The sequence below is a fragment of the Microvirga medicaginis genome (genome assembly GCF_052658925.1).
This window is the reverse complement of sequence record NZ_JBQWEL010000019.1, coordinates 1-12,972: the sequence shown is the minus strand read 5'-3', so window position 1 is coordinate 12,972 and position 12,972 is coordinate 1. Positions and strand designations below refer to the sequence as shown.

At 58.6% G+C, this 12,972-nt stretch carries 11 protein-coding genes; 6 read left to right on the top strand and 5 right to left on the bottom strand.

Translation table 11 applies throughout. From position 1 onward, the window contains the following. Window positions 1–2 precede the first annotated feature (2 nt). Window positions 3–1,301 (bottom strand): YeaH/YhbH family protein, encoded by a 1,299-nt coding sequence (locus ACUXUR_RS20345; protein ID WP_445504181.1) that lies wholly within the window; start codon window positions 1,299–1,301, stop codon window positions 3–5. A gap of 29 nt (window positions 1,302–1,330) precedes the next feature. Next, window positions 1,331–3,277, bottom strand: a complete 1,947-nt coding sequence (locus tag ACUXUR_RS20340; protein WP_445504180.1) for a PrkA family serine protein kinase — start codon at window positions 3,275–3,277, stop codon at window positions 1,331–1,333. Between the two features lie 535 nt (window positions 3,278–3,812). Between ACUXUR_RS20340 and ACUXUR_RS20335 the strand changes: the two genes are divergently transcribed. Genes ACUXUR_RS20335 through ACUXUR_RS20325 form a run of 3 tightly spaced genes read left to right on the top strand, consistent with a single transcriptional unit; the run spans window position 3,813 to window position 7,604 of the window. After that, window positions 3,813–4,877 carry an NAD(P)-dependent alcohol dehydrogenase gene (locus ACUXUR_RS20335; protein WP_445504179.1) on the top strand — a complete coding sequence of 355 codons (1,065 nt, stop codon included), beginning with the start codon at window positions 3,813–3,815 and terminating at the stop codon, window positions 4,875–4,877. Between the two features lie 10 nt (window positions 4,878–4,887). Further along, window positions 4,888–6,681 (top strand): hypothetical protein, encoded by a 1,794-nt coding sequence (locus ACUXUR_RS20330; RefSeq protein WP_445504178.1) that lies wholly within the window; start codon window positions 4,888–4,890, stop codon window positions 6,679–6,681. 59 nt (window positions 6,682–6,740) lie between these two features. After that, entirely contained in the window at window positions 6,741–7,604 is an 864-nt protein-coding gene (locus tag ACUXUR_RS20325) for a YihY/virulence factor BrkB family protein (RefSeq protein ID WP_445504177.1), read from the top strand. Window positions 7,605–7,656: 52 nt separating this feature from the next. Here the strand turns inward: ACUXUR_RS20325 and ACUXUR_RS20320 are convergent, their stop codons facing one another. Both ACUXUR_RS20320 and ACUXUR_RS20315 read right to left on the bottom strand, forming a co-directional pair. Further along, the gene (locus tag ACUXUR_RS20320; protein WP_445504176.1) at window positions 7,657–9,393 is read right to left on the bottom strand and encodes a catalase; all 1,737 of its coding nucleotides are present in this window, start codon (window positions 9,391–9,393) and stop codon (window positions 7,657–7,659) included. Window positions 9,394–9,550: 157 nt separating this feature from the next. Continuing rightward, window positions 9,551–9,847 (bottom strand): HlyU family transcriptional regulator, encoded by a 297-nt coding sequence (locus tag ACUXUR_RS20315; RefSeq protein WP_445504175.1) that lies wholly within the window; start codon window positions 9,845–9,847, stop codon window positions 9,551–9,553. 203 nt (window positions 9,848–10,050) lie between these two features. Between ACUXUR_RS20315 and ACUXUR_RS20310 the strand changes: the two genes are divergently transcribed. Genes ACUXUR_RS20310 through ACUXUR_RS20300 form a run of 3 tightly spaced genes read left to right on the top strand, consistent with a single transcriptional unit; the run spans window position 10,051 to window position 11,776 of the window. Next, window positions 10,051–10,404, top strand: a complete 354-nt coding sequence (locus ACUXUR_RS20310; protein WP_445504174.1) for a DUF6152 family protein — start codon at window positions 10,051–10,053, stop codon at window positions 10,402–10,404. Between the two features lie 4 nt (window positions 10,405–10,408). Further along, on the top strand, window positions 10,409–10,876 hold the full coding sequence (locus ACUXUR_RS20305; RefSeq protein WP_445504173.1) for a hypothetical protein: 468 nt from the start codon (window positions 10,409–10,411) through the stop codon (window positions 10,874–10,876). Window positions 10,877–10,924: 48 nt separating this feature from the next. Beyond that, on the top strand, window positions 10,925–11,776 hold the full coding sequence (locus tag ACUXUR_RS20300) for a transglycosylase SLT domain-containing protein (RefSeq protein ID WP_445504172.1): 852 nt from the start codon (window positions 10,925–10,927) through the stop codon (window positions 11,774–11,776). A gap of 40 nt (window positions 11,777–11,816) precedes the next feature. Here the strand turns inward: ACUXUR_RS20300 and ACUXUR_RS20295 are convergent, their stop codons facing one another. Next, entirely contained in the window at window positions 11,817–12,737 is a 921-nt protein-coding gene (locus tag ACUXUR_RS20295; protein ID WP_445504171.1) for a CYTH domain-containing protein, read from the bottom strand. Between the last annotated feature and the right edge of the window lie 235 nt (window positions 12,738–12,972).

The window sequence follows — 12,972 nt, the reverse complement described above, 5'->3', positions numbered from 1 at the left end:
GCTCATGGCACCCTTGCCTCAGCATCGCGACGCCGGAACAGCTCACGGAAGACGGGATAGATTTCGCGCCGGTGGTTGACCTTGCGCATGGCGATATTGGCACCATCCTCCTGCAGCGTCTCATAGGTCTGCCACAGAGCCGTCTTGTGATTGATGAATCCTGCCTGCATTCGATCGTGGTCGCTGCCGACCTCGAGATAGGCGTAGTACTGGCAGGCTGGCAGGATGATATCTCGCAGCAGGGCTGCACTGGTTGCCCCGTCATTGGGCGAGTTATCCCCGTCGGAGGCCTGAGCCGCATAGATGTTCCAGTTCTCCGGCGGGTAGCGCTCGGCCACGACCCGCTGCATCTCGCGCAGCGCCGACGAGACCACTGTGCCACCTGTTTCCGGGCTGTGGAAGAAGGTATCCTCGTCCACCTCCTTTGCCTCGTGAGTATGACGGATGAAGACGATCTCCACATGCTTGTAGCGCCGGGTCAGGAAGATGTAGAGCAGCATGTAGAAGCGCTTGGCGAGATCCTTCATATGCTCGGTCATGGAGCCGGACACGTCCATGAGACAGAACATGACCGCCTGAGCCACCGGTCGCGAGACAGGCTCGAAGCGGCGATACCGTAGATCGAACGGATCGATATATGGAAACTTCCGTGTCCGAAGCCGCAACTTCTCGAGCTTTTGCTGCAGATCCAAGAGTTTTTCGCTCTCACCCTCCTTCTCAAGCAGTTCGATTTCCTCTTCGAGTTTCAACAACTCGCTGGGTTTTGGGCGGCGCATGGCAATGCGGCGGGACATGGCATTGCGCATGGAGCGCAAGAGCGCAAGATTGATCGGCGACCCGGTGACGGAATAGCCCGCACGGCGCATCCCCTGCACCTCTACTGTCGCAAGGCGACGCTTGGCGAGGTCGGGCAGCTCCAAATCTTCCAGGAAGAGGTCGAGGAATTCCTCGCGGCTCAAGGCGAAGCGGAAGTCATCCTCTCCTTCGCCGCTTGTCCCGGCAGAGGATCCTCCTCCACCGCCGCCCGGAGGCCTCTCGATCGTGTCACCTTCGACGAAACGCTTGTTGCCCGGCAGGATGTGGTCATTCACGCCCCCCTCACCGGATCGACGGAAGCTGGGCTCGCGCACACCATCGGCTGGAATTGAGACTTCCCCGCCCCTCTCAAGATCGGTAATGTCACGGTCTCCGGCCGTCTGGCGCACGGCTCGCTGGATCTGTGCTTTGGCACGACGAAGGAAGCGCTGGCGATTGGCAAGACTCTTGCCCCCTGGATTGAGGCGTCTGTCGATGATGTACATTGGAACGCCTGCTCTGCCTCCGTCTTCTGTCAGCCCGCCTGCTTCACACGCATGTACCATTCCACCAAGCGCCGCACCTGCCGCTCGGTATAGCCTCGCTCCATCATCCGCTCCACGAACTCTCCGTGTTTCTTCTCGGTCTCACTATCCTTCTTGGAGCCGAAGCTGATGACGGGCAGCAGCTCCTCGACCTGGGAGAACATGCGGCGCTCGATGACATCGCGGATCTTCTCGTAGCTCGTCCATGAGGGATTGCGTCCGTTATTGCCGGCTCGGGCTCGCAGCGAGAATTTCACGACTTCGTTACGGAAGTCCTTCGGGTTCGCGATGCCCGCCGGCTTCTCGATCTTGGTGAGTTCCTGGTTCAGGAGCTCGCGGTTGAGGAGCTGGCCGGTATCCGGATCCTTGAAATCCTGATCTTCGATCCAGGCATCCGCATAGGCCACGTAACGGTCAAAGAGGTTCTGGCCGTAATCGTGATAGGATTCAAGATAGGCCTTCTGGATCTCGTGACCGATGAAATCGGCATAGCGGGGCGCGAGCTCGCCTTTGATGAACTCGAGGTATCGGCGCTCCACATCCTGCGGCAGCTGCTCGCGCCGCAGCGATTGTTCGAGCACATACATGAGGTGCACAGGATCGGCTGCTACCTCGATGGTGTCGTGGTTGAACGTGGCCGACAACACCTTGAAAGCAAAGCGGGTGGAAATGCCATCCATGCCTTCATCTACGCCGGCAGCATCCCGATATTCCTGGAGGCTGCGAGCACGCGGGTCGACCTCGCGCAGACTCTCGCCGTCATAGACCCGCATCTTCGAGTAGAAGTTCGAATTCTCGTGCGGGCGCAGCCGCGACAGAACCGAGAACCGGGCCAGCATTTCAAGCGTGGCCGGAGCACAGGGCGCACTCGCCAGCTCGGAACCTCGGATCAGCTTCTCATAGATCTTCTGCTCCTCGGTCACCCGCAGGCAGTACGGCACCTTGATCACATAAATGCGATCGATGAAGGCCTCGTTGTTCTTGTTCGACTTGAAGCTCTGCCACTCGGCCTCGTTGGAGTGAGCGAGAATGATGCCACTGAACGGAATGGAGCCGATATTCTCGGTGCCGACATAATTTCCTTCCTGGGTCGCCGTCAGGAGAGGATGGAGCATCTTGATCGGCGCCTTGAACATCTCGACGAATTCGAGAATGCCTTGGTTGGCACGATTGAGACCACCGGAATAGCTGTAGGCATCCGGATCGGCCTGCGAGAGCGTCTCGAGCTTCCGGATATCCACCTTGCCGACGAGGGACGAAATGTCCTGATTGTTCTCGTCACCAGGCTCCGTCTTGGCAATCGCGATCTGGCGCAGCCGCGAGGGATTGATCTTCACCACACGGAATTTTGTGATATCGCCGCGGAATTCGTCGAGCCTCTTGACCGCCCAGGGGCTGAGCAGATTGGTCAAGCGCCGCCTCGGGATTCCGTAGCGCTCCTCCAACACGGCCCCCATCTGCTCAGAATCGAACAGGCCAAGCGGGCTCTCGAAGACGGGGCTGATCTCGTCACCAGCTTTCAGCACATAGATAGGGTGCACCTCCATGAGTGCCTTGAGACGCTCGGCGAGGGAGGATTTGCCGCCACCGACGGGGCCGAGGAGATAGAGGATCTGCTTACGCTCCTCCAGCCCTTGAGCCGCATGCCGGAAGAAGCTCACGATCATCTCGATCGTCTCTTCCATCCCATAGAATTCGGAGAAGGCCGGATAGACGCGGATCGTCCGGTTCATGAAGATGCGGCCGAGACGTGCGTCCTTGGAGGTGTCGACAAGCTGCGGCTCACCGATCGCCGCCAGGATGCGCTCGGGAGCGCTGGCATACATCATGGGATTGTCGCGGCACCCTTCCAGGTACTCCGCAAGGGACATCTCCGCCTCACGGCGGTTTTCGTAGGACTTCAGAAAACTCGAGAACAGGTCGTCGGAATGATGCATGGCGCCACCGAAATCAGATCCCTCTCAGAGATAACGATTCTGCACCGCTAAGGTTGCCCAGACCATGCCGTGCGATGATGCGTCAGAACGTGCCTATGGCAGCTTTCCCCTTTTCCATTGCGGCCTTCGCGATGCGATCATGAAGCCCGGATCTGCAGCGGAGCATCTGGATCGAGACAGCGAGCCGTCTTTCTCAACTAGCCTCGCGGATTGCTGCCAGCTCGGCAAGTTAAAGTTTCTCTCAAACATCGAATTCTGATGTGCCGCTTTGCCGCCACTGCAACTCAAGCAGTATCCCTTCCACAGCGCATCAAATGCTCTCTTTGTCAGTTAGATCGTTAGACAGCGAAAACCAGAAGCAGTGAAACATTTTTCGATGATATATTGTTATATTGCTGCCTGCAATAGACCTGAGAAGGGATATGTCAGGATTGAGACAACACGCATTGACGCCAGCCCCGCCTAACCTATCGTTTGCTGCAGCGGAGCGCTGATGGCCGCTTCGCTGCCACACCTCCCTGCAACGGAGACTCCCGTGATCAAAGCTTTCGGTTATGCCGCCCAGGACGCCACGACCCCGCTCGCTCCTTTCAGCTTCGAACGTCGTGAGCCGCGGGAAAGCGACGTTCAGATCGAGATTCTCTATTGTGGAGTCTGCCACTCCGACCTGCACACTGTCCGCGCGGAATGGGGCGGCACGCTTTTTCCCAGTCTTCCCGGCCACGAAATCGTGGGTCGCGTCACACGGGTCGGAGACGGCGTACAGAAATTCAAGGTCGGCGATCTTGTCGGTGTCGGCTGCATGGTGGATTCCTGCCGAACCTGCAGCAGCTGCCGGGAGGGCCTGGAGCAATACTGCGAAGTCGGCTTCACCGGCACCTATAACGGGCCCGAGCAGGGCACAGGCGCCAACACCTATGGTGGCTATTCCGATGTGATTGTGGTGGACGAGAGCTTCGTCCTGCGCATTCCGAAGGGCCTCGATCCTGCCGCAGCTGCTCCGCTTCTCTGCGCCGGCATCACCACCTATTCCCCGCTCCGCCGCTGGCGGGTTCAGCCTGGCCAGAAGGTCGGCGTCGTAGGGTTGGGTGGTCTTGGCCATATGGCCGTCAAGCTCGCCCGTGCCATGGGCGCACATGTGGTGCTCTTCACCACTTCCCCAAACAAACGGGAAGATGCTCTGGCGCTGGGTGCGCACGAAGTCGTGATCTCAAAAGACAAGGAGGCCATGGCAGCCCACCGCAACAGCTTCAACTTCATTCTCGACACGGTCGCAGCGCCTCACGACCTCGATTCCTATCTCGTGCTGCTCGCCCGTGACGGTGCGATGGTGCTGGTCGGAGCTCCCGCCGAGCCGCACCCGGCAACGACGGTCTTCAACCTCATCATGAAGCGACGGCAGCTCGCAGGCTCCCTCATCGGTGGCATTGCCGAGACCCAGGAGATGCTTGATTTCTGCGCTCAGCACGGCATTACCGCTGAAATCGAGATGATCCCGATCCAGAGCATCAACCAAGCCTATGAGCGGATGCTCAAGAGCGACGTTAAATACCGCTTCGTGATCGATATGGCCTCGCTGAGGCAGGAGGCGGCCGCATAACGGGCTTTCCATGTTGGTCTATGGTGATGTGGAATACGTCGAGACGGTTGGCGAGAAGCAGACGGCGATCGCGAACCGCCTCGACGAGATGGCTGCATTGCCGCCGGGAAGTGAACGGCATGCGGCTCTCGTCTCGGCCTTTATCAGCGCGAGCGAACTTGTTCAGGGACTCATCGATTCTGACACTCTGATGCGCGGAGTCGACGCCCTCTCCCCCGTTCACATCAGCGGAATGGAATGTCTGTCGCTTCTGGCGCAGAGCACCTTGCAATCCTGGCAAAGCGGCTTTTCCCAAGCCCCTTTGCCTGTGTCCTTCCGGAACCAGCTTCTGAGCTTCAATCCTGACCAGACGATTCGCACCAAGAGGGCGGAAGGCTACGCTTTCTATGCGCTTTATCCTGAGAGCTACGGAGAAGCCGCCCTCCGTTCGGGCCTCGGCTCGGACACAAAGGTCATCGGCATCCGCAGCATCGGCGCTGGCTTGAGTGCCATCGTCGCCGCCGCCCTTAACGCCTCTCCCGCTTTCACCATCCGCCCCATGGGTCATCCGTTCCATCGCGAGGTGAGGGTCGACCCTGCTGTGACAGCGCTGCTGACCCAGGATCCGAATGCTGCATTTGCCATCGTCGATGAAGGTCCTGGCCTGTCCGGCAGCTCCTTCGGTGCAGTCGCAGATTGGCTGGAAGCCGCCGGCATCGCTCGCGAGCGCATCCATTTCTTCCCGAGCCATGCCGGGTCTCTGGGACCGCAGGCCAGCGCAAGCCATCGCGAGCGCTGGGGCAGTGCCTCGCGTCATTTCGTCAGCATGGACGAGCTGCTCCTCAACGATAGAAGCCGTCCTCTCACGCGCTGGGTCGAAAGCCTCATTGGAACTCTCCAAAATAAGCTTGAGGATATTTCTGGCGGTTCATGGCGCACGTTGCGATATCGAGAACGTGACTCGTGGCCCGCCGCAAATATTCAACAGGAAAGGAGAAAGTTCCTGGCACGAACCAAAGGCGCAACATGGCTGGTGAAATTCGCCGGCCTTGGTGAGAGCGGATCTCGTAAATACAAGATCGCCCAGCAGCTCCATCGAGCAGGCTTCACCCCGGAAGTCATAGGCTACCGTCATGGATTTCTCATGGAATGCTGGCTTGGCGATGCACTCTCCCTCGATCAGCAGCCTATCGAAGAAGATAAGCTCGTGAGGCAGATCGGCGCTTATCTCGGCTTCCGGGCGCGCCACTTTCCGGCCGAGCCGCATCAGGGCTCATCTCTGGCCGAGCTTCGCGAGATGGCTCGCTACAACACGAGACAAGCTCTCGGAGAGCAGGCGGCATCCACCCTTGATCTGACCTTGCCAAGCGCCAATGGTCTCAGCGGACATGTCCGTCGTGTCTTCACCGATAACCGCATGCAACCCTGGGAGTGGCTTCTGATCGGGGATCGGCTGATCAAGACTGATGCCCTCGATCATTGCACAACGCATGACCTTGTCGGCTGTCAGGACATCGCATGGGATATTGCCGGAGCCGCTGTCGAGTTCAGCCTGTCAGCGCAGGACATCGACCTCCTTTGCACCATCGTTGAGGAAGAGAGTGGTCATCTCGTTTCCCCTGCCCTGCTCTCTTTCCTGGTGCCCTGCTATCTCGCCTTTCAGACTGGCGCTCACACGATGGCGGCCAATGCACTCACGGGCCATGAGGAAGAGACCCGCTTGCGCCTTGCTGTCGAGCGGTATGGCCTCCTGCTGCGAAGCCAGCTTGAACATCCGGGCCGGCTTGGCTTCAACAAGGAACAAGACAGAGTTCCTGCCGGTTAACAGCCAAGGCAACTCATTGATCCCTCGCCTGCCTACCGGCGGAGAGGAACGACGCAGGCATGTTTTCCGAAACAGGGCGACTTCTCAGCGCCGCGTTCGAAGGATGGTGGAACGATCGCGCCATGAGTCTCGGTGCCTCGATCGCTTTCTTCACCGTCTTCTCCCTGGCGCCCATGCTGCTTGCGGCCATCGCTGTCGCAGGACTTGCTTTCGGGCGGGAGGCAGCGCAGGGTGCCATCGTCTCCGAACTCGGCGGCTTGATCGGCACGAACGAAGCGTCTGCCCTTGAGGCCATGATCGCCAGCGCCAGCAATGTGGGTTCGGGTATCATCGGCACGGCAATCGGTCTCACCACTTTCCTGCTGCTGGTCACCGGCGCCGTCGTCGAACTCCAGGACAATCTGAATATCGTCTGGAAAGCCAAGCCCCTGGAAGGTTCCGGCCTCCTCAACTTCCTGCGGACGCGGATGATCAGCCTCGCCCTTGTGCTGGGGATCGGATTCCTTCTGCTCGTCTCGCTCATCATCGACGCCGGACTGTCCGCAGTCGGTGCTTACATCGAACCCAACTTCTCCGGTGCGACGGCGATCCTGCGCTTCCTCAACAGCCTTGTCGCTTTTGCGATTGCTGTTCTGCTGTTTGCCATGATCTTCAAGCTGCTGCCGAATGTGGACATCACCTGGAGCGATGTCTGGACTGGGTCGCTGGTGACAGGCCTCCTGTTCACGCTTGGAAAGTTCCTGATCGGGTATTATCTCGGCAAGAGCAACATCGCCTCAAGCTACGGCGCAGCAGCCTCCATCATCACGATCCTGCTCTGGATCTATTACTCTTCCCTGATCCTGCTGTTCGGCGCGGAGTTCACGAAAGTCTATGCCGAAAACCGAGGAAGCCGAAGCGGCGTGAAGGAAAGCAGCCCCTGAAACAAAAAGCGGGCCGATGAACCCGACCCGCCTGTGCCTGAACGCATCCGTTCTACTCGGCCGCCTGACGCGCTGCCGGAGTCGTCGGAACGTTGCGCATTCCGCCCAAAACCTCCTCGGCCGAGGCTTTGTAGTTCTTTACAGAACTGGTCCACTGTCCCCAGACGGTCTCGTCGATCTTGTCGCCATTCTTGCCTAGATTCTGCAGCCGGCGCTTTTCATCGTCCGTCAGCACCTGCTTCGGCAGAGGCGGGAGATGCCGGACATCATCGGCGGTGATGCCGATCATCTGTCCAACGCGGCTGCCGTAATCGTCATGGACCATGAACAGGTGCCAGATCATCCGTTCCTGCACATCCCGCTCGCACTGGCCGAGCAACGTGCCCATGTTGAGCACCAGATCGTCCCGCTCCCAATCCATCATGGTGCAATAGCGGCCGCGTGCATGGATATAATCATTGCGCCGCTCGATCACGCTTCGTGTCAGGCGCCCACGGATCTCAGGAGGATTGTTCGGCTCCTCACGGGCTGACTCGTGCAGACCCTGGTGAATGGATGGCTCATAATTCACATGCGGGTTCTGTCCCGGCGCCAGATCGCGACGATACGACATTTGTCCGCCGTTCAGATTAGTCGCCACCTTGGCGCTCTTGGCCTGGTTCACCGGCAACTGGAGGTAGTTGGTGCCGACGCGATAGCGCTGGGTATCCGAGTAGGAGAAGGTGCGGCCCACCAACATCTTGTCGTCGGAGAAATCGAGGCCATCGACGAGCACGCCGGTTCCCATGGCGATCTGTTCGTTCTCGTTGAAATGATCCTGGACATTCCGGTTGAGGGTCATCACGCCAACATGCCGCAGCGGGAAATCCTTCTCCGGCCAAATCTTGGTGTCGTCGAGCGGATCCCAATCGAGCTCCGGATGGTCATGATCTTCCATGATCTGCACGTACACGTCCCATTGCGGATACTCACCCCGCTCGATGGCTTCATAGAGATCCTTCGAGGCGGAGCCGAGATCCTGCCCCTGAACCTTGGCCGCTTCCTCTGCCGTAAGGCTCGCCAGGCCGCAGCGCGGATGGAAGTGGTACTTGACCAGCACCGTATCACCCTGGGCATTGACCATCTTATAGGTGTTCACGCCGAAGCCTTCCATGTGCCGGTAGCTTGCCGGAATCCCGCGCGGGCTGAACAGGTGCGTCAGCATGTGCATGGATTCGGGCGTCTGGCTCATGAAGTCGAAGATGCGGTTCGGCTCCTGGCGGAACGTGACTGGATCGGGCTTCAGCGAATGAATGACATCCGGGAACTTGATGGCATCGCGGATGAAGAAAACGGCCAAGTTGTTGCCGACGAGGTCCCAGTTGCCGTCTTCCGTATAAAACTTCACGGCAAAGCCACGCGGATCGCGCGCCACTTCCGAGGAGTCACGACCGCCGATCACGGTGGAGAAGCGGATGGCGAGCGGCGTCTTCTTGCCGGCCTCCTGGAACAGCTTGGCACGGGTGTATTTTGCAGCTGTCTCGTTACCGATCTTGCCCGTCGCCTCGAATTCCCCATAGCAGACGAAGCCGCGGGCATGGACCACGCGCTCAGGGATCCTCTCGCGGTCGAAATGGGTGATCTTTTCGAGGAACTGATAATTCTCCAGCGTTGCTGGACCACGCGCCCCCACCGTGCGCTGAGACTGATTATTGGTGATCGGGTGACCTTGCCGGTTCGTCAGAACCTGATCCGAGGCTTCCGGCGTCGAGGACTTGCCGGGCTTGGGCTCTTTCGGGTTGTTTGCCATCGATTGCTCCCTTCCTGATGCGGCCAATGGTTGGCTCCGAGCCAACACTCGGCTTAAGCGTCGGTTTCGCAGCCTCGTTCGGATGCGGCGAAAGGGATTACCTGATGCAGGTGACCCGAAAGGGAATAGAGGGCGAATTCTGAAATGCTTTTCGTAATCAGTCGAAGATGCGGTCACCCTGCTCGTCGACAATCTGTTTGCCCTTAACGATGGCGAAGGCTTCTGCATCAGCTCTGCTCGCATGCGTCTCTGCGCGCACGAAGCGATGCTCCTTCAGGCCCGTTTCGGAGTCTTTCTCGATGATCCCCGCCGTTTGATACTGCCCTTTCGATGGGTAGGGCGCAGGCCTGATGCGAAAGCCCTTGTACTCCACGGCCTCCGCCGCAGGTTCAGTGACGCCGCTGGTTCCGCCTCCCGCGAAGCGGGTCCAAAGGTCTTTGAAGAATGAGGCCATCGCGTCACCGGAACAGAATGATGATTCGTCAGGGATCAGCATATCCTTGGAGATGCCCGGAGGGTCAACCCTGTTGCATTTGATCACAAGTCTCTGATCCAAGCCGAAAATCAGGCGACGCGCCTTGACGAAGATGCTCTTCGCGTGAACGTTTATGTGCAGAGAGGCTTAAGCTAGCCTGGATCAGGTACAGGGCTTCCACCATGAAGCATCCTCTGTTCGTCCTATCTCTGTCCGCCACATCGCTGACCGGCGGGATTGCCTTTGCTCACCACGGCTGGGGCAGCTACGACGCATCCAAGCCGTTCTCCATTACCAGCGCTGTCCAGCGAGCGGATTGGCAGAATCCCCATGTGATGGTTGTCGTAACCCATACCAACAAGAATTGGGAAGCCGTTCTGGCCCCTCCCTTCCGCATGAACGCCCGCGGACTGGAACCAGACATGCTCAAACCGGGGACGCAGGTAACCGTCGAAGGATATCCTTCGACGCGTGTCGAGAACGAGATGAGGGCAGAAAGGATCACTATCGGCGGCAAGACGTTCGAACTCCGCTAATCCGATGTATCTCGACCTGCTCGCTGCTCTGGAATCGTCCTGGCTAGGTCATGCCGGACGTCATTCGGCCTGGCTCTACACGCTGGCAAATTTATCCCATGTCCTCGGAGCGGCCTTCCTCGTGGGCGGCATTGCCGTCTTCGATCTGAAGGTCTTAGCCGAGCATGGAAAGAATGCGCAACAGGTCGGCCGTTATGCCATTCCTCTCGCTGCGGCAGGGCTCGCCATACAAATTCTATCGGGAATTCTTCTTCTGGCCGTCGAAGCGCGAGCCCTTGGAGTGAATCCGGCTTTTTACACCAAGGTCGTCTTCATCGCCGTAGGACTTGCCAATGTCATTCTCTTGCATGCCCGTTTCAACGCCGCCCTAAGCGCAGGATCCCTGCCTCCGGAGGCTCGCCTCTATGCTCTCATCTCGCTGATCGCATGGATCATCGTCCTCTTGGCTGGACGAATGATCGCCTATCTTTAGCCCTACTCTTCCCTCGCGATTGGTAACGTCCGCTCATTTCGGGTCCTCATGCGCATCTGGCCGGCATTGTTTTGCGGATTCTCCCTGCTTTGCGCTCCGACTTCAGCTTCTCAAGGAGCATCTGGAGAAACAGTCGAGCAGGCTTTGTGCCGTCTCATCGAAGGAGCGGCGCGGAGGCAGGCTATCCCACGTGACTTCCTGACGAAGCTCATCTGGCGAGAAAGCTCATTCCGCACGAGCGTTGTGAGCCCTGCGGGCGCGCAAGGCGTGGCGCAATTCATGCCGGGGACCGCAAAGGAGCGCGGGCTGACAGATCCGTTCGATCCTGAGCAGGCTATTCCTAAAGCCGCAGAACTGATTGCTGATCTCTCGAATCAGTTCGGCAATCTAGGCTTGGCGGCAGCAGCGTATAACGGTGGTCCGGCTCGGGTGTCGTCGTGGCTTGCAGGGCGCGGGGACCTGCCTGAGGAGACGAGAAACTATGTCGCCGCCATCACAGGACGCGCGCCAGAAGACTGGGTGGGCGATTTGAAGAGTGCTGAGAGAACAAGCGAACAAGATCAGACGAAGCCAGAGGCGGACAGCTGTCACCAGATCGTCGCATCCCTGCGGCAACCGGGGCGCATCAGCGACAACGAAGCTCCGTTCGCACCCTGGGGCGTTCAGCTGGCCGGCAATTTCTCGAAAGCCTTGGCACTGTCTTCATACAAGCGCGCCAGCCAGGCCTACGCTTCCGTACTGGGGGATTTACGCCCCATGATCATTGGAACGCGGCTGCGCTATCGCGGCACGAGAACCTTCTATCGGGTGCGTGCTCCCGCCAACTCACGCAACAGCGCCGAGAATCTTTGTCAAAAGATTCGCTCGCTCGGCGGCAACTGCGTCGTCTTGCCGAGCTAAAGAAAAGGCCTGGATCGGACAATCCAGGCTTTTGGAAATCTTATCGCCGCTGAGGTCGCAGAGAGCGCGCCAGCTCGCGAATAACATTGTCCTCAATGCTGAGATTGAGATCGTTATTCTCGTCCTCAGCAATTTCGACATCGGTCGATACCGCCGGACTCGGCTGCGCTTGCGATTTGCCTTGGACAGCGGGAGCGGCTCTCTCGGACGTCCCCGAAGCCGCACCGCTTTGAACGAGCTCGACCTCAGCAGGATTTCTCATCGGCTGCTGGGGCACATAGGAGCGGCCGGTGCTGTAGCGGTTCTCAAGCGTGTCGAGCAAGCTGTTGAGCGCAGCGTTCGAGAGCGGAACCTCCGGGATCTGTGGCGGGCCGCTGAGCGCAATCGCACGGTTCTGATAGGCCTCCTCCGTCGTGACGTCGGGGCCGAACCAGGACAGGGGACGGAAATCCCGGGCCTCTTCCTCGCTCTCAAACGACACAGAAATCATGTCGAGGGGGCCAGGCGTCACAAAGCGGGCGATCTGAATGTCACGGGTGCCGACCGTCAGGTGCGTAAGCAGGTAATCGAGCTTGCCTGGCGTTACGTCGAGCAGAGCCTCCGCATGTGCGCGCGGCACCTCCGTGCGTTCTTCGACAGGTCCATTGGCGCCTGCATGCACCAGAACGAGGCTCCCCTTATCGCCATCCACGATCACGAAAGAGCTTCGGTCAGCCTGATTAGGGAAATGGCCTTCCGTGACGCGGTTGCCGCCTCTCTCTTTTCTAATCAAGCGCGCAAGAGAAGAGGCAATAAGATAACGTCTATAAGCAACCATTTTAAGCTCTCTGGTATAATGCGCAGAATACTTGCTGGCCTTAGAACTCGCTTCGCCAACATTCAACGGAACGAAGTTACGATTCATATCAACCATGCTGAATAAGCATGACTCGACACGCAACAACATTCCGGCATCAGGCAACTTGGTTCTTCTGAGCCAGCAATACTCAGTGAGTGCTTATGATGGCGTTCCCAAGGCAAACTTCAATGAAATAACCAAGAAGCTCTTAGCGATTTGCAAACGGAGTTAATTTGGAAGCAAAGGAATGATATTCACTGTCGAGAGACACATGGGCGGCCGAGCACATGCGTCTCTCGACGGCGAGATTAGTGCATCTTCAGCAGCCCGCGCTGAGCCAAATTGCTCATGAGGGCGT